The sequence below is a fragment of the Arthrobacter sp. TJ-270 genome (genome assembly GCF_058269075.1).
In genome coordinates this window covers 292231-309717 of sequence record NZ_JBZCNB010000002.1, presented here as the reverse complement: position 1 = coordinate 309717, position 17487 = coordinate 292231, and the positions used below count along the sequence as shown (strand labels likewise).

The 17487-nt window shown below is 63.6% G+C and carries 15 protein-coding genes; 5 read left to right on the top strand and 10 right to left on the bottom strand.

Translation table 11 applies throughout. The features are described 5' to 3' along the window. Nucleotides 1-16: 16 nt before the first annotated feature. The gene (gene nhaA, locus AC4D2M_RS06120; RefSeq protein ID WP_490890717.1) at nt 17-1372 is read left to right on the top strand and encodes a Na+/H+ antiporter NhaA; all 1356 of its coding nucleotides are present in this window, start codon (nt 17-19) and stop codon (nt 1370-1372) included. Here the strand turns inward: nhaA and sufU are convergent. From sufU to AC4D2M_RS06075, 9 genes are all read right to left on the bottom strand, one after another. Continuing rightward, nucleotides 1369-1833, bottom strand: a complete 465-nt coding sequence (gene sufU, locus AC4D2M_RS06115) for a Fe-S cluster assembly sulfur transfer protein SufU (protein WP_490890716.1) — start codon at nt 1831-1833, stop codon at nt 1369-1371. The genes nhaA and sufU overlap by 4 nt on opposite strands. Further along, nucleotides 1830-3131 carry an aminotransferase class V-fold PLP-dependent enzyme gene (locus AC4D2M_RS06110; RefSeq protein ID WP_490890715.1) on the bottom strand — a complete coding sequence of 434 codons (1302 nt, stop codon included), beginning with the start codon at nt 3129-3131 and terminating at the stop codon, nt 1830-1832. The genes sufU and AC4D2M_RS06110 overlap by 4 nt, the downstream gene beginning before the upstream one ends. Before the next feature lie 64 nt (nt 3132-3195). Beyond that, nucleotides 3196-3894 carry a cation diffusion facilitator family transporter gene (locus AC4D2M_RS06105; RefSeq protein WP_490890943.1) on the bottom strand — a complete coding sequence of 233 codons (699 nt, stop codon included), beginning with the start codon at nt 3892-3894 and terminating at the stop codon, nt 3196-3198. Nucleotides 3895-3898: 4 nt separating this feature from the next. Continuing rightward, nucleotides 3899-4783 carry a F510_1955 family glycosylhydrolase gene (locus AC4D2M_RS06100; protein WP_490890714.1) on the bottom strand — a complete coding sequence of 295 codons (885 nt, stop codon included), beginning with the start codon at nt 4781-4783 and terminating at the stop codon, nt 3899-3901. A 114-nt stretch (nt 4784-4897) separates the two neighbouring features. Continuing rightward, complete coding sequence (locus AC4D2M_RS06095) at nt 4898-5308, bottom strand: four-helix bundle copper-binding protein (protein ID WP_490890713.1); 411 nt, start codon at nt 5306-5308, stop codon at nt 4898-4900. 301 nt (nt 5309-5609) lie between these two features. Next, on the bottom strand, nt 5610-8306 hold the full coding sequence (locus AC4D2M_RS06090) for a LuxR C-terminal-related transcriptional regulator (protein WP_490890712.1): 2697 nt from the start codon (nt 8304-8306) through the stop codon (nt 5610-5612). 7 nt (nt 8307-8313) lie between these two features. Beyond that, the gene (locus AC4D2M_RS06085) at nt 8314-10941 is read right to left on the bottom strand and encodes a helix-turn-helix transcriptional regulator (protein ID WP_490890711.1); all 2628 of its coding nucleotides are present in this window, start codon (nt 10939-10941) and stop codon (nt 8314-8316) included. Nucleotides 10942-11313: 372 nt separating this feature from the next. After that, nucleotides 11314-11901: an aminoacyl-tRNA hydrolase gene (pth, locus tag AC4D2M_RS06080; protein WP_490890710.1), complete on the bottom strand. Its 588-nt coding sequence runs from the start codon at nt 11899-11901 to the stop codon at nt 11314-11316. An 11-nt stretch (nt 11902-11912) separates the two neighbouring features. After that, entirely contained in the window at nt 11913-12557 is a 645-nt protein-coding gene (locus tag AC4D2M_RS06075) for a 50S ribosomal protein L25/general stress protein Ctc (protein WP_490890709.1), read from the bottom strand. A 254-nt stretch (nt 12558-12811) separates the two neighbouring features. On the opposite strand from AC4D2M_RS06075, the gene AC4D2M_RS06070 reads away from it, so the two are divergent. The 4 genes from AC4D2M_RS06070 (at nt 12812) to AC4D2M_RS06055 (ending at nt 15791) form a co-directional block, all read left to right on the top strand. Beyond that, a complete protein-coding gene (locus AC4D2M_RS06070; protein ID WP_490890708.1) occupies nt 12812-14011 on the top strand; it encodes a glycosyltransferase in 1200 nt (399 codons plus the stop codon). A 76-nt stretch (nt 14012-14087) separates the two neighbouring features. After that, nucleotides 14088-14708: a GNAT family N-acetyltransferase gene (locus AC4D2M_RS06065; RefSeq protein ID WP_490890707.1), complete on the top strand. Its 621-nt coding sequence runs from the start codon at nt 14088-14090 to the stop codon at nt 14706-14708. Between the two features lie 46 nt (nt 14709-14754). Beyond that, nucleotides 14755-15330: an arsenate reductase/protein-tyrosine-phosphatase family protein gene (locus tag AC4D2M_RS06060; protein WP_490890706.1), complete on the top strand. Its 576-nt coding sequence runs from the start codon at nt 14755-14757 to the stop codon at nt 15328-15330. Beyond that, nucleotides 15327-15791: a VanZ family protein gene (locus AC4D2M_RS06055; protein WP_490890705.1), complete on the top strand. Its 465-nt coding sequence runs from the start codon at nt 15327-15329 to the stop codon at nt 15789-15791. The genes AC4D2M_RS06060 and AC4D2M_RS06055 overlap by 4 nt, the downstream gene beginning before the upstream one ends. 468 nt (nt 15792-16259) lie before the next feature. On the opposite strand, the gene AC4D2M_RS06050 is transcribed toward AC4D2M_RS06055, so the two are convergent. Further along, nucleotides 16260-17261, bottom strand: coding sequence for a polysaccharide pyruvyl transferase family protein (locus tag AC4D2M_RS06050; RefSeq protein WP_490890704.1), 1002 nt, complete (start codon nt 17259-17261; stop codon nt 16260-16262). Nucleotides 17262-17487 lie beyond the last annotated feature (226 nt).

Sequence of the window (17487 nt, the reverse complement as noted above, 5' to 3'; positions counted from 1 at the left end):
CCTGAAGGAGCCGCTCATGTCAGACCTGAATCCCACCCCTCCGAAGCGGGTATTCAGCCGTTCCAGCTGGCTCGAGTACCAGCGGATCAGCGAAATCCTCCGCAAGGAAACCGTTGGTGGCATCCTCCTCATGATCGCCGCGGCGCTGGCTCTCATCTGGGCGAATTCGCCTTTTTCGGACAGCTACTTCGCGTTGCGGGATTTCGAGTTCGGGTATGAGCCCTGGCACCTCAAGCTCTCCGTGGGGCACTGGGCTGCCGACGGTCTGCTGGCGATCTTCTTCTTCCTCGTGGGCCTTGAACTCAAGCGCGAGTTCGTCGCCGGTGACCTGCGGAGCCCTGCCCGCGCCATCGTTCCGGTGGCAGCGGCGGCCGGCGGCGTGATTGTTCCTGCGCTCATCTATGTCCTCGTCAACCTCGGTTCTCCGGACACGCTGCGGGGCTGGGCTATCCCGACAGCAACGGACATCGCGTTCGCGGTGGCCGTCCTCGCCGTGATCAGTTCGCACCTCCCAAGTGCGCTCCGGATCTTCCTGCTCACCCTCGCCGTAGTCGATGACCTCATCGCCATCGCCATCATCGCGTTCTTCTATACAGCCGAGGTGGAGTTCACCTTCCTGCTGCTGACGCTGGTACCGCTGGCCCTCTTCGCTTTCCTTGCTCAGACCAACCCGAAGTTCTTCGGACGCAAGACGCCTGCGGCCTGGGTCATCCTCCTGCCGATCGGCATGGTCACCTGGGCTCTGATGCACGCGTCCGGCGTCCACGCCACGGTGGCCGGAGTTCTGCTCGGCTTCATGGTTCCGGTGCTCCGCAAGGGCCGGGGCGGCAAGACTGTACAGCCGACCGTGAACAAGCCGGGGCTCGCCGAAACCTTCGAGCACCGGTTCCGTCCGCTGTCGGCCGGGATCGCCGTTCCTGTTTTCGCCTTCTTCTCTGCCGGGGTGGCCATCGGCGGCGTCGAAGGGTTCATCTCCGCTTTCAGCGACCCGGTGACGGTAGGGATTGTGTTTGGACTGGTGCTGGGGAAGCCCATCGGCATCCTCCTGACCGCCTGGGCGGTCACCAAGACAACCCGGGCAACCATGGACCCCGACCTGCGATGGGTGGACCTGCTCGGCGTCGGACTTCTGGCCGGGGTGGGCTTCACAGTATCGCTGCTGGTCAATGACCTCAGCTTCCAGCAGGGAACCGATCACAATGACCACGCCAAGGTCGCCATCCTCGCCGCATCGCTCCTCGCCGCGCTGCTGGCCACCCTTATTCTGCGCTCACGCAACAAGCGCTACCGTCTGATCGAGGAATCCGAGAAGGTCGACGCCAACCTTGACGGCATCCCGGACGTCTTCGAGGACCGGCCCCCGCGCGCCTAGCGGTTCGCTGCGAGGACCGCTTCCTCCAGCGCAACCCAGGCCAGCATGGCGCACTTCACGCGTGCCGGGAACCGGGAGACGCCGGCGAACGCGGCAGCGTCACCCAGCACTTCCTCATCGGGCACCACGGTGCCGCGCGAGCGCATGAGCTCACGGAAGCGGTCGAGCTGCTCCATCATGTCGTCACGGGTGCGTCCACTGACCAGTTCGGTGAGAACGGACGCCGAAGCCATGGAGATAGCGCAGCCGGCGCCGCTCCACGCCACCCGCTCAATCCGCGAATCGGCTAACCACACCCGCACGGTCACCTCGTCGCCGCAGATGGGGTTGAGCTGGTGTGATGCGGCAGTTGCCAGTGCGGCATCAGCGTCCGACGCCGGATCAGTTGGCCCCTGCCCCACCCGCCTTTTCGCGTGGTCCAGGATGATCTGCTGGTACAGGCTCTCAAGCTCGCTGCTCATGAGGACGCCCCGAAGAATGAACGGACCTCGGCGACGGCGGTGAGGAACGCATCGACCTCGTCGGTGGTGTTGTACAGGTACGTGCTGGCCCGCGTGGACGCCGTCAGCCCAAGACGCCGGTGCAGCGGTTGGGCGCAGTGGTGCCCCACCCGGACGGCGATGCCGCGGGAGTCGAGGAACTGCCCGACGTCGTGGGCGTGCACGCCGTCAACGTCGAACGCGGCGAGCCCGATGCGGGGCTGTCCGGAGCGCGGACCGAGCACCCGGATTCCGTCAATGGCCTCCAGGCCAGCCACCAGGCGCTCCCCCAGCAGTTGTTCCCACTCCTCGATGCGGCCCATGCCGGTCTCGGCCAGATAGTTCACCGCCGAGCCCAGGGCAACGGCCTGCGAGATCCGCTGGGTACCTGCCTCGAACCGGGCCGGCGGCGGGAGGTACTCGGCGCGCTCGAGCGTGACGGTGGTAATCATGGAACCGCCTGTGAGGAACGGCGGCATGGCGTGCAGGTGCTTCGACCGGCCGTAGAGTGCGCCGATCCCCGTGGGGCCGAGCATCTTGTGGCCGGAGAACGCAACGAAGTCGACGTCGAGTTCGGCGACATCGATGGGCAGGTGCGGTACCGACTGGCACGCGTCCAGCACAGTGAGGGCGCCAACCTTCTGCGCCAGTCCCACCAGCTCGGCCACCGGATTGATGGTGCCGAGCACGTTGGACACATGCGTGAACGCAAGCAGCCTGGTGCTGCCGTCGATGACTGAGGCGGCCTCATGAAGGCGGAGGGCGCCGTCGTCGTCGACTGGGATGTACCGCAAGGAAGCGCCGGTGCGGGCGGCAAGCTCCTGCCACGGAATCAGGTTCGCGTGGTGCTCCATTTCGGTGACCACGATCGAGTCATCGGGTCCAAGGGCGTAGGGACGCGCAGCGTCCCCGCCCCGTCCCAGCGACGCGTTGGAGAGGCTGTAGGCCACGAGGTTGAGTGCCTCCGTGGCGTTGGAGGTGAAGACGATTTCCTCCGGCAGGGCACCGATGAAGGACGCCACGGAGGTCCGGGCAAGTTCGTAAGCATCGGTCGCTTCAACGGCGAGGGTGTGAGCGCCGCGGTGCACGGCGGCGTTGCGCTGCTCGTAGTACTCCTGCTCGGCTTCCATCACGCTCACCGGGTTCTGGGAGGTGGCTCCGGAATCGAGGTAGATCAGCGGCCGTCCGTTCAGCTCGTTGGAGAGCAGAGGGAAGTCGTTGCGGATGCGGCTCACTTCGTCGTTCGAGAGCGGGTGGGATGGTGCTGACAGGATGGGCATGAAACTCCCTCGACGGCTAATGTGCGCTATTCATTCTACTGCCAGCACATGCCGGTGGAGGGTGTCAGGATTGGCAGCAGGAGCAGTTGTCCCCGGAGGGTGCGCCCACGGAATCGGGCTCGGTGTGGCCGAGTGGGTTGGCGCAGCACGCGTCTCCCCGCCACGCTTCAAGCCCCTCCTTGACCGCCCAGCCGGCGATGACGAGTGCGGCGATCGGGTCCGCCCAGGTGAACCCGAACAGGCTGTTGAGCAGCAGTCCCGCAAGCAGTACGCCGGAGAGGTAGGAGCAGAGCAGCGTCTGCTTCGAGTCGGCCACCGCAGAACGCGACCCGAGCTCGCGGCCGGCGCGGCGCTGGAGGTAGGACAGCAGCGGCATCACGGCCAGGCTCACCGCAGCGAGAATGATGCCCACGGTCGAGTGCTCGGCCTCAGCACCGGAAACCAGCGCGCGGACCGCATCGAACCCGACGAACAGCGCGAGCCCGAAGAACGAAAAAGCGATGAACCGCAGGGCGGTCTTCTCGCGGCGCTCCGGGTCCGGAGCAGAGAACTGCCATGCGACCGCGGCGGCGGAAGTCACCTCGATCACCGAATCGAGGCCAAAAGCAATCAGAGCACTCGACGACGCCACAGTGCCCGCGCTGATCGCCACCACAGCTTCGATGATGTTGTAGGCGATCGTGGCGGCAACGAAGAACCGGATGCGGCGGGACAGCACCGCGCGACGGTCCGGAGACGGCAGGGTCTGAAGCGGGGTCCTCATCGGCTCACTCACTGTGGGAGTCGATATCGGAGAATGTCCGGCCATTGTCGTTCGATGCGAAGACACCCTCTTCGGTTGCCACCCAGATCCGCTGTGATGACTCGAGGGCCTGGGTTGCTATCGCCGCTGCCTGCCCGGGCACCGTTCCCTGTTCCTGCCAGGTCACTCCCCCGTTGCTGCTGGTGTAGACGAGTCCGTCCGGGGTGATACCTGCCGCCCTTTCTTCCGATAGCGCGGTGAGCATCAACAGGGGTGCGGCCGGAACAGCGGACCAGGTGACGCCGTGGTCACTGGACCGCCAGAGGCCTTCCTCCGTGGTGGCAAGCACAATGCTGCCCCTCGGTGTGCCCGCCAGGTTGTAGGGGGCGAAATCCTGGTCCGCTGCTTCCCAGGCCATGCCGTCTGTACTGGTGAGGAGTTCGCCGTCGTACCCGACGATGCCGGATCCGGTCGCCGCGAGGGCATGGAAGTCGGATTCCCCCTGCCGGGACAGGGGTTCCCAGCTCTGCCCCTGGTCGGTGGATTCGATCAGGCCGACCGGGTTGGGAAGGCCCGACCCGGGTCCAGGGTGGCCGGAAGCGTAGTAGGTGCCGTTGGCGGCGGTGGTGAATCCCATCAGGTCGATGTTTGGCCCGATTTTCAGTACGGGGGACGCAGAGACGTCGTACAGTCCGTCATGCGTTGCCAGAAGCACGCGGTTCGTCGCGGGATCCACACTCATGCCGTGGATATGCGCGGCGGGATAGTCGTGCCCGTGTGCTGATTGCTCAGTCGGGGCGGTCTGCGGCGCAACCGATGAGCACGCGGCAAGGAGCAGAGTGCCGGCGATGGCACCAACCGTTCGGGCTACCCGCTGTGTTCGGGAAGGTGAAGGGCTGAAATGTAGCAAGCGTGAGGTCCTTCGGGTCTGAAAGGTGCGAAAACGAGCAGGAGGCCGGGCCCTGCGCCCCAGCCTCCTGCCATTTTCTCATTCCTCAGATGCGTACCGATCCAGGCTGGACCCCTAGCCGAGAGAGGACAGCAGCTCCTCGCAAGCCTTCTCACAACGACGGCACGCTTCTGCGCAGATCCTGCAGTGATCGTGCATCTCTGCGTGCTGTTCGCATTCATCGGCGCAGGACTTGCAGACCGTGCGGCATGCTTCGAGGACGGCACGGGTCACATTCGCGTCGTACCCGGTATGGCGGGAAAGCACGTTACCTGTGGTGGCGCAGATGTCAGCGCAGTTCAGGTCGGTGCTGATGCACTTGGCCATGTCTTGAACCATGTCCTCGCTCAGGCAGGCATCAGCACAGGCGGTACATGTCTGGGCGCATTCGAAGCAGGCCTCGATGCACTCGGCAAGTTTGTCCTTGTCGACTCCTCCGAGGTCCTTCGGGTAGGTATCGAGCATTGACTTCACGTGGTGTGTCATTGATTTCTCCTCCTTCTGTTGGTGCTTTTGTAGGGCATTCCATGCCAGCTGATGACGCAGCGGGCGTCCAGGAGTGGATCATTTGAACCTACGAGGCGGTGAAGGTTGTGAACGCCGCACCCACCATCCACTGTAGGAAGAGACGAGCTCGATGTGAAGGAGCCGACGACGGCTGGGGACGAGCCTTAGTCTGGGGAAGGCTTCGACGTCGCCGGCTCCATACACAAGTCTAGGCAGCCAAGCCACCCCAGACACGAGTAATAGGTACCCGCTTTGCCACTCTTTTTAAGCCCGAAAATACTCAGCCGGTACTCGATGAATCGCCGCCCGGGAGCTCGTCACGACGTGTGATTCCGAGCTTCGCGAAGATGCGATAGAGATGGCCTTCCACCGTGCGGACGGATACGCCTTGAGCTTCGGCGATGTCCCGGTTGGAGTAGCCTTTTCCGGCGAGCCTCGCGATGTCGAGTTCGCGCTGGGTGAGCTTTGAGGTGGAACGTACCGCCTCGAACTGCGGGCTTTGGAGCCCCTCGAGCTGCCCGATGATCGTGTTGAGTCTCTGCTGCACAGCACGGGACTTCTGTTCATCCCCGCGCTGTGACAGGTACCTGACCGCCTTGCCGAGGCACTCCGCGGCGACCAACAGGTACCCGGAGGATTGGGCCAGCTCAGCCGCCTCGATAAGGGCGGCTGGGTCCTTCTGGACTGCGGCCCTGGCCATCGCTGTCAGGACGGTGCCTTCGGGCCCTTCGACGGTTTCAGCTATCCGCGCCAACGGCTCGAAGCAGCGTTCGTCTCCCAGCCGTGCGGCGAGTTCCAGCGCGCTGACGGCAAGTGCGGTCATGCCGTCCTTCTCCGCCTGCCCGGCAAGGATGTGCAGCTCGTCAATGCTCCGTGCTGCGCCCTGGAACAGCGCCCGGGCGGCGACTACATGGATTCTCCCGAGCAGTTGCGCCTGCTTGGTGCCGACGCTCAGGGAGGACTCGAACTCTTCGGTGTAGCTGCGCGCGCGGGCGGTGTCCCCCACCATGGTGCAGGCGAAGGCTGCCAGGCCCAGTGCCATCGGCATGAGCTGGTTCTCATCGGATTCACGGAGGCCCTCCACGCCGAGGATCAGCGCGGTACGGGCACTGCCCATGAGCCCTTTACGGAGTGCAATGAGTCCCTCGGACAACTCCGTGATGGCGGTGAAGGTGATGGGCCCGCTGCCGTTGCCGCGGATGACGGTGTCCAGCAGCTCCTCGATCTCATCCCAGAGTCCGGCATTGGCCATCGAGACGAAATGGCGTGTGATGACAAATTCGGAGTGGGCCAGAAATTGGTGTCCGTGCGTGGCGATAATCTGCAGCGCCTCCGCCGTGGCGCGTGCACCTTCCACTCCCCTGCCGGTGGAGCCAAGGGCTTCTCCGAGCAGGGCGAGGCCGGCCAGCCGAACTTCATCGGTGCAGTACCTGTCCGCAAGGACCTCCCGGAGAATGACTTCCGCCTCCCGGAATCTGCCTTCATAGTTCAGGGCGAGGCATTCCAGGATCCGGTAACCGTTGCGGGACACGGCCATACCGACCTGCACCTCCGGATCATCGGGAGACCCCATGGATGTGGAGACCCGGTCAGCGACCTGTTTCCAGCGTGCGATGTCGGAGCGGATCGCGTCCGGCGCGTTCGGTTCACGCAGGCGAAGTGCCGCGGACAGCAACGAGGCTTCCTTGGCGAGGATGAACGTAGTGCACTGATCGAGCACCTCGTCGACGATCTCCCGTGCATAGGCGGAGTTGCCCCGGGCGAGCTGCGCACGGGCGATCTCGACGAGGGAGTTGCCGCGAAGCTCCGGGGTATGCACCGCGCGCGCGGCGCGCAGCGCGAATTCGGCATCGTGCAGGCGGTTGGCCACCACGGCAGCGCGCAGCAGCGTTTTGTCATCCGGCGGCAGCCCGCAGTCCAGCCCCCACGCGACAAAGCGCAGGAATCCGTCAGCGGTGCTGGACTCCTTGTCCAGCACCGTCAGCACTTTCCGGCGGATCGCGAGGCTGCGTCCCGCGGGAACCTCCTGACGGATCACTTCCCCGTAGAGGGGGTGGCTGAGGCTGACCAGCCGGTCCCGGTCACCCGCGATGGCAATGAGCCCGTGCTCATGCAGCACCGCGACCGCCGACCTGTCGGTGCAGTGGTTGAGTGCTTCGAGCGGCATGGGTTCGGCGAGCGCCAGTGTTTCCAGCACGGACATCTCTTCCGGCGTCCTGCGGCGGAACCGGACCTTGATCAGGTCTACGAGACTGACGTCGAGCGGCGGCGCCGGACCAGCCAGACGCCACACTTTATTACGCACGCCCAGGTAGCCGGAGCGTTTCCCCTGGCGCAGGAGAGCCAGCAGGAACATCGGGTTCCCACCGGACATCTGCGTCAGGCTGGCGCTGACGCTTGCCAGCACATCACCGCCGAGTTCGCGCCGGCAGAGCTCGTGCACCTCCCCCTGATCGAGTGGCCTGACTTCGTACCGGCGCAGCAGCCCGTCCTGGTGCAGGGAGCCAAATTCCGACGTCGGACCGGGAGTATTGCGGGCCAGCGCCAGCAGGCGGGCACGCCTGCCCGTGACGAGTTGGGAGAGCAGCACGCTGGTGTTGTCGTCGAGTTCGTGGGAGTCATCGACCAGGAACAGCGGCATCTTCTTGCTGCCATCGAAGCTGGCCTCCAGGTGCGCCATGATGCTGCGGTACACGGCAACGGAGGAGCCGACGTCATTGATGGACAGTGAGTGCAGGTACGGTGAGAGCGCTCCGAAGGGGACCTTCCGCAGCGAGGGGCTGGCGGAGATGGGCAGCACCGCCACGTTGCCGTCCAACACTTTGGCGATGGCGTGGGCGAGCGCGGTTTTCCCGACGCCTGCCTCGCCCACGAGGATGGCACCAAGGTACTGGGAGCCCGTGAGCGCCCCTACCAGCTCTTCGACCAGGTCTTCCCGGCCAACCAGATCATGCCCGCCACCAGTCTGCTCCCCCATGATCCAGCTACTCTAGAAGCAGAGCGAGCTGGCTACGCGAGGACACCCCAAGTTTCGAATAGAGCCGGTATACATGGCCTTCTATGGTCCGCACCGAAACGCACATGACTTGAGCTATATCACGGTTGGTCCGCCCTTCGGCGACCAACACCGCAATGCTACGTTCCCGGTCCGTGAGTGATTCCAGTGCGCCGCGCCGACCGGCTACTCCGGGGGCGCCGACATCGCGCAGAACTTTCCCGGCCTCGGTGACCGTTACCTGGTCGCTGGCTTCCTGGGCCAGTTGCGCTGCCAACCGTGCCGCATCCGCAGCCAACCGGTGATTACCGAGTTCCGCCGCCTTCTGCGAGGCAAGCAGCAGCTGATTGGTGTCCCTGGACGCGATGCCCTTCCCGTACATGGCGCACACTTCGGCAAAGGGCCCCTGCGAGGCGAGGGCTGAGGAGACCAGCCGGTCAGCGGCTGATTCAAGCCCCAGCTGAACGCTCTGGCACAGGAACAGCAACTCGTGGCCATGGTTGCCCATGGCGCGGTCCTCATCGGCCAGCTCCAGCATCCGTTCGGCCACCTCAACGGGCGCCTTGGTGGCGACTTCGGCCAGGGCCGCAAAGTAGTCCGCGACGCGCGCGGTGTGCCAGGCCAACCGTTCCGGCCGGTGCCCCGCCCGTGCCAGGTGTTCCTTCGCTGCGCGGGCCTCGCCGGCGAGAGCATAGGCGTAGGCGGTGCTCGCTTCGGCGACCGGTACGAGTTGCTGCCGGTCGCGGACCCGCATCTGGCTCAGTGCCGGCAGCAGCTTGTCGAGTGCTTCCGTTCCGCGGCCCGCGTACGCCAGGAGGCACCCTTCGGCGAACTCCGATGCGGATCCGTCATAGGCGCTTTCCTTGCCGTGGTGCACCGGCGATGCCGCCATCTCGATGCATTCGTTCCACCGTCCGCACAGGACCAGCAGCTTGAAAAGCCGTGCCACCGCAGCTTCCTGCAGGAGAGTGTCGCTGCCGGCATCCATCAGCCGGGACACCAGCGAGGAAGCCAGCTTGACGGCGTCGTCCTGGCGGCCGGTCATAGCGAGAGCCTCTGCGAGCCAACCCATCAGTTCATGGTTCTGGTGCTCGGTTGAGTGATCGTTGAGGAGGATCCCGTACATCTCGATGAGCTCGGCGTACCGGCCGTTGTAGACAGCCAGTTCAGCCGTCAGCACGTCCACTGCGTCAACGAATTCGGCAAAGTCCTCAGCTGCGGTCTCCAAGGCAAGTCTGCGGCGGATTTCCGCCAGGATCGATTCCGCCTCCGCGTACCGTGCCGGGCTCCGCATGAGCAGCCGGCACTGGAGCAGCCCCACTTCCACCCAATCGCGGAGCTGCGGCTCTGCATGGGTCTTCAGGAAGTGGTCGAGGACGAGCAGGCCCCCGGAGGTGTCGCCGTCCACTCCCATGGCCTGGGCTTCTTCGATGACCGCCTGCGGGATGCCCGAGTAGTTGGGGATGGCGTGGATGAAGCGCAGTGCCGTTGCACCTTCGCGGTGCCGGTTGGCGAGCCGCGCTGCCTCGATGAGACTTTCGGTGTCGATGTCCGCACCGGAGTCGATACACCAGTTGGCGTACGTCATGCGTGCGATGGCCGGCATGTTGTAGCTCCGCGCTTCCGTTGCCAGGGCACGCATCAGTTCACGCCCGCGGCCCAGCGGCACTTGAGCGCGAACCACTTCGCTGACCAGTCCGTTGGCAATGCGCACCAGGGGAACGTCGCCCTGCTCCAGCTGGATGGCCTTCCTGCGCTGCAGTTCGTCCACGGTCGACGACGGCACGAACCGGAGCAGCAGGTCCAGCGGCGCAACGCCCACCACGGAGATCATCTCCAGTGCCTCGCGCTCGTCGGGGGGCAACCGGCGCAGGCGGACCATGATCCAGTCGGTCATGGAGCGCCGTGTCTTCGGTGCGGACAGGGGCTGGGCCACCCAGACGCCGTCGCGTTCGAGCATTTCGCCGGAGTCCACCTGCTCGCGGGTAAGTGCCTGGAGGAAGAGCGGGTTGCCGCCTGTGATGTGCCACATGCTGGCGGCGGCGGCGCGGGACACGGGTGCGTCGAGGGCGGCCGAGAGCAGTTCGGTGGTGGACGCGAGGCCCAGCGGCGCGATGTCAATCCGGCGCAGCATCCCGTCTTTCCAGAGGTCGCAGAATTCTTCGGGTGAGGCATCGATGGACTGGCAGATCGCGATGAGTTTCACTGCACCGACCCGCACCAAGTGGGCGAGCGCCATGGCGGAAGACGCGTCGAGTTCCTCGAGGTTGTCAGCGAGGATGAGGGTTTGCCGGCCGTCGTCGCGCCGGCCGTAGAGTTCCTGCAGTCCGCGGAGGAGCATCAGCGGGTTGTCCACGATCGCGTCGTCGAGATCGCTGAGGACAAAGCTGAGGGCGCCGTAGGGCATTTTAGATGCGAGCGCTGAGCCGCGGACGTAGACGAGTTCAAACGAGGCTTCGAGCTCGCGTGCCATGAGCTGGGCGAGCGCGGTCTTTCCCACTCCGGACTGGCCGGTGATGATGACACCCCGGCAACTGGTGTCCAGCAGTGCGTCGCTGACGTCCCCTAGCTCTGTGTCCCGGCCGACCAGCGGCCATTCACCGTGGACGTTCAGCATCGCTGCATCCCGGCTTTGCGAGACTGACGGCCTGGTGGCCGTACGCCATCACCCTGCGGTGCCGACAGATCTTTGTCCGCACCGGACTTTACGCATTTTCCCATTAGTCCGCCCCAACACGTCGTGCGCTAGGGCAATAGCCTACGCCCGACCGGGTGTTACTGCACCGTTTAGTTTAATCGTTCAAGCAAAAACGGATAACGGGCTTGCCTGCGCTCGAAGCCACACAACAGGGGCACAAAAAAGGGACCGACGTTGGGATGGGGGTGGCCCAGTCTCAGAGGCCGCCCAACGTCGGCCCCCGCTTTTGGGGCCAATTAGGCCGTGTAGTTCACTTGCGATTCACTTGTGAACCGCTTGACTAGTTTACCGCTATTTCCCTGCAGAGTGAAACTTTTGCTGGGTGGTAAGCAAACCGTCCAGGACAACGCTTTCGACGGCGTCCGCCGCCTCCTCGAGCAGAATTCCGAGGTCTTTCTTCTCGGCCGTGCTGAAGTCGCGGAGCACGTAATCGGCTGCTTCCTGCCGTCCTGGCGGGCGTCCGACACCCACGCGCACCCGCACATACTCCTTGGTGCCGAGCGCTTTGCTGATGTCACGGAGGCCGTTGTGGCCGCCTTCTCCCCCGCCGATCTTCAGCTTGATCGTGTTGAAGGGGATGTCGATCTCGTCATGCACGGCCAGCACGTGGTCCGGCTCGATCCCGTAGAACTTCGCCAACTGCGACACGGGCCCGCCGGTGAGGTTCATGTAGGTGAGCGGCTTGGCGAGGATCAGCCGCGGCCCGCCTATTCCAAGGCGGCCTTCGAGTACGACGGCGCGTGCCTTGGAGGTGCCGAACTTTCCACCCAGCCGCGCGCCGAGCACGTCGAGGACCATCTGGCCCACATTGTGCCGGTTACCGGAATAGCCGGGCCCGGGGTTTCCGAGCCCGGCTACCAGCCAGGTGTTGTCAGACACAGATCAGGTGCTTAGGACTCGTCAGCTTCGGGAACAACGTCGCCGGTGGCTTCCTCAGCGGTGGCGTCGCCGCCGTCAGAGTCAACTCCGGTCTCGGTTGCGGTCTCACCCAGGTCTTCGACAACCGGTGCGGAAACGTTGATGATCAGCGTTTCTGCTTCGGTGAGCAGGGTGACGCCCTTGGGGAGGCGGATGTCCGAGGCGTAGACATGGTCGCCAACGCCGTGGCCGTCGAGGTTGACGGTCAGCGACTCGGGCAGGTGGGTGGCTTCGGCTTCAACCGAAACGGTGGTCTGCTCGAGGTTGGAGACGACGCCCGGCTTGGGTTCGCCCTCAACGTGGATGTTGACCTCAACGGTGACCTTCTCGCCGCTGCGGACGGTCAGCAGGTCGATGTGCTCGACGATCTGCTTGAGCGGGTTGCGCTGTACGTCCTTGGCGAGGGCGAGGTGGGTTTCGCCGTCGACGTCAACGCTGAGGAGTGCGTTGGAGTGGCGGACTGCCAGGGTGGTTGCCTTGGCGGGCAGCAGCACGTGGATGGGGTCTGCGCCGTGGCCGTAGATGACGGCGGGGATCTTGTTGGCGCGGCGTGCCTGGCGGGCAGCGCCCTTACCGAAATCGGTGCGCAGTTCTGCGGCGAGCTTCTGCTCGGACATGATGTCTCCTGAGTATTCGAGGAACTAAGTGGTCTTCTGGGCGTACCGTGCGAATGTTGACGAAAGCCCAGGACCATCCCCGCGCAAACTTGTTGCGCGTAATCAGGAAAGCCGCTAGCCACCGTCGATAACGGAACATGCTCTGGAATCATCCAAAGCGTTCCCTCGCCTAGGCATCGAGAGTCAATGTTACAGCATGGCCTGCTTCCGCGCGGAATGCGGCGCTTGTAAGCTGTGGGACGGAGCGCCTGCCAATGAAGATCATTCTGCTGACCGCCGGGACGCGCGGCGACGTGGAACCGTTCACCGCCCTGGCGCGCGCCGCCGCTGCCAGGGGACACCACGTTCGCACGGCTATCCCGGACAACTCCGGTGCGGACGCCACGGGCCTGGATACTGTCAGTCTGCGCATGGACTTCGCCCAGCTCATCAGCGACCACGGCGTTTCACCGGGGTTCGCGGCCAAGGAATTCCGCGCCGTGGTCCGGCGGTCATTCGCCCGCCTCTTGTCGACTGCCGTGGAACACATCATTGCCTTCGCCCCGGACGTTGTGGTGTACCACCCGAAAGTCCTTAGTGCGCCCATCGCGGCGGAGAGGCTGGGAATTCCGTCGGCACTGGTGGAGACCATTCCGATGTTGACCCCCACGCGTGAGTTCCCGGCCCCTTTCATCCCCAAGACCAGTCTGGGTCCGCTGAACCGGGCCAGCTATGGTCTGGCGAACGTGGCAACGCTCATGTTCAAGCGCGAGCTTGCAGCGGCGGTGCAGGCACTTCCGCCCGCGCCACGGTCACGGGCGCTCCGGCAGGCAACGTTGATCCCGATCAGCCCGCTGCTGCTACACCGGCCTGCAGACTGGCCGGCCACCGTCCATCTCACCGGCCACTGGACGGGGCATCCCGCACCGGCGGCAGACGTGGATGAGGAACTGGCCGAGTTCGTCGAGGGTGGCGACTTTGTCTATGCGGGGTTCGGTTCGATGAAAGCCGGGGATCCTGAGGCGCGGGGCGAAGCCATTGTGGAGGCGGCCCGCCGGAATGGCCTCCGGGTACTGGTGGCCAGGGGCTGGGGCGGCATCGATATTCCCAATAGAGCCCAAGGCCCCGACCTGCTGGTGAGGGAGTCTGTGGACCATCATGCGGTCCTGCCGCGTGCAACTGCTGCGATCCATCATGGTGGCGCAGGCTCAGTACATGCTGCGGTGCGGGCGGGCATTCCGTCCGTGGTGGTGCCGTTCATCGCCGACCAGCCGTTTTGGGGACATCTCCTGCACCAGCGGGGCCTCGGTCCTGAACCGATCCCGTACCGAAAACTCACCGTCGACCGGCTCACGGATGCCCTGGTCCAGACAGGGAGGTATAGAGATCAGGCGACGCGCATCGGGAAGCGGATGCGGAAAGAGGACGGAACCGCCGTCGCGCTTGATGTCCTGGAAACCCTTGCAGCGTCGTAGGCGCCGCCGAGCCTCCGACGGCGGACGATTGATTACCGACGCTTCTCCGACATCCGCCCCGCAGTAGCCTGTCGATATGAACTTCCTCTGGATCCCCGCACTGTCGGGTGACCTCGCCACCCTCGAGCCCCTGGCCCTGGAGCACGCCGAGGATTTGGCGGAGGCTGTGGCCGAGAATGACCTCTACAAGGCCTGGTACACCCGCCTCCCCTCCCCCGACGGCATGGCTGAGGAAATTCAGAACCGCCTGAACCAGCACGACGCCGGCAACCTAGTCCCCTGGACCATCCGCCGGATGAGCGACGGCCGGGCAATTGGCATGACGACCTTCCTCAATATCCGGCCCGATCACCGGCGCCTTGAGATCGGTTCAACCTGGATCACCCCCAGCGCGCAGGGCACCGGGCTCAACACCGAGGTGAAGCTGCTGCAGCTCACACACGCGTTCGAGTCGTTGGACTGCATTGCGGTCGAGTTCCGCACCCACTGGCACAACCACCAATCCCGCCGTGCAATCGCCGCCCTCGGCGCCAAGCAGGACGGAGTGCTCCGCAACCACGACCTGTGGAAGGACGACACCGTGCGCGACGTTGTGGTGTTCTCGATCATCGACGGCGAGTGGCCCACGGTGAGGCTCTCGCTGAAGGAGAAGCTGCGAGGCCGTAACAGTCGTTTCAACCGGTACGCTTCGGAGTAAACCCGTCCTCGCCGCCGTCCGCGCGAAGTCTCCAGGAATAGAGGCCATGACCACCGATACGCCGTTCCGCATCCTTGCCGTGTGTACGGGCAACATCTGCCGCTCCCCCATGGTTGAGCGGCTGCTTCGGAGTTCCTTCGAGAAGCTGGCGCCAGGTGAGTTCGAGATCTCGAGTGCCGGCACCGGCGCCCTCGTGGGGCGCGAGATCGACCCGCAGGTGGCCGGCTTCGTCCGAGTCTTCAACGGAGACACCAACGGCTTCGCCGCCCGACAGGTCGAGGAGCGGATCCTGGAAGGCAAGGACCTGGTTCTCACCCTGACACGCGACCACCGCGGGAAGATCATCGAGATCATGCCGTCACTGCTCCGGAGGACCTTCACCCTGCGCGAGTTCGCTCGGCTCGTGACACCGCTCGAGGGCGATCCTTCCCTCACCGCCGCCATGCGCTGGCGTGCCATCCTTCCGAAGGTGGTGCGTGCCCGCACTGTCCACCCGTCAGACCCCGCGGGCGACGACGTCGTGGACCCCTTCCGACGCGAAGATGCGGTCTACCAGCAGATGGTCCGCGAGCTGGTGCCGGCAGTGGACGCGCTGGTGGACTGGGAACGAAAGCACCAGTGACCGTAGCCACCAGATTGACAGCACGACGACGGCGTCCCCTCGCCGCGCTGCTGGCCAGTTACCTGCTTACTCTGTCCCTGATAGCGTTCTGGCCGACGCCGGTCGATGAGGGCGCGTCTGGCTTTATCGATCGCGTGCTGCGCGTGCTGCACCGGCTCGGTGTGCCCGGGTGGTTCGATTACAGCGTGATCGAATCCGGAGCAAACGTCTTGCTCTTCATCCCGTTCGGCATCCTGGTTGCCGCATTCCTGCCGTTGCGGCGTGCTTGGTTGGCGCTGCCGACAGGCATTGTGGCAGCCACGTGTATCGAGTTAGGCCAGCAACTATTTCGCCCTGAGCGGGTTGCGACTCCGCTGGATGTGCTGGCGAACGCCCTAGGCGCCGCCATCGGGACGGCGATCGTTTACGGGAGGGCGCACCGCCACCTACCACTGGTAGCTTGGCGCCAGTTCCCACGCTGACAAAGAAATGCAATCCTGCGGAACCAAAACGCTTGCCCGCGCCACCGTGATCCCATCAGGACAACAAGACGTTATCGCCACTGTATTGGTTACATTCCATTACTGGTCGCAGCTATCTGAAGACCCCGTCTTCAGATAGGAATTGGCGCAAGTCCCCGTGGATGCATACACCCGCGCGCCAGACCTTGCTGCTAGCTCCGGCCGACTCAGGACACTCGACTCGATTCCCACCTTCGTCTGAGAAATCTTCGCGACAAGACTTGCAAATCATATCCAAGACGCTGGTGCGCGAGTCCTGGGCAGTGAATTCAATCCCGCAAACGCAAGGTAACGCCCGAACCGCGGTCATATGCTTAGGCGACCAATTGCAGGGTGACTTCTGGATCAGAGAGGTGCTGCCGGGTCCGACCAATCCGCAAACGAGGTCCAAAGGATGACCCGAAGGGTAGCCAACAAGCTGAGCAAGCCTTAGGTCCGGCTCTTCAATATCTCGTCAACAGCCTCTAAAGCGTCGGAAGCAGTCTCGACAAAAGTGATGCCATTCAGACGATGAAGGTAGTCGTTATAGATAGAGGAAAGCTTTTTATTTGCGTTGTCGTATGCGACTACGTGGATGCCCAAAAGGGCGGACATGACCATTGCATGTAAGCGGTCGGTCACCACCAAGCTCCCCTCTGACAAGATCCTTGCAGCAGAACGAACATTCGCTTCGGCCATCCTGGTGAATGAGCGGTCAATCGCAGGGTGTAGAACACGAGAAAGTACAGGAACTATGCGAACCAGATTTTCAGGAAGCCGGTAAAATTGCCATTTGAAGGCATTGAAGGCCCCCTTAATTCCCCAATCCGTCACTCTCCAACCGGGCATTAGCACGTCACTGCTGATCGTTCCACTGGACTCACTATCGTTTCTTCGCAGGAAGAGAACCTGCGTGCTCGGAGCAGATACTCGTTTGATTCTCCCATAACCGGCAGCTAGATCAGGACAGAATTTAACATCAGCGTTGGGAAAAGCTTCTCGAGCGACATTGACCCCCACTTCATCCCTGATCAAGATAGTCAGATCGGGGTGGCTTGCGAATATCGTCTGAGTCTGGATAAGCCTATCTGACGAGAACTCGATCGTTTGTGGAAGCTGAATGATTTTCCTATCAGGAAAGGTTCGGACAACATGCTCACGAAATTCTTGGTGTTCCAACCACCGATCCCCCAGGTTTCCGCCGCCAGTGATAAGGATAGGCCCGTCGGGAAGCCTTCGCCGGAGTTCCTTCGGGTCTAGGAAGTGCGCACTCGAGACATACTTGACCGTTACACCCAACTCACGCAGGTACTCCCGGGCACCTAGCCAAATCAACGAATCGCCAGCATTTTGATGCCTCGGGAAATCCAACAACGCGCACGAACGGTTCGATAGCAGCTCGCTCAATATTCTCAATGTCTCAGACTGAATTTCTTCCAGTGCGTCACTCATGTCCGAATTCTATCGGATGCCCCCATCCTGGCCCGCATCAGCACCTTCCCCTAAGAAGCCTGACTTGTAATAGAGGCACGTGAACTCCATTCAAGAACTTGTCGCAAGATCGCATCCCCTCAGTAGTCGCCGCGGTCACCGAGCAGATCACTGCGGTAGATCCATCCGGAAATGTTTGATCGGGTTTGCAAGATCTGCCCGCCGCGAAGGTAAACTGCGAGGGGTC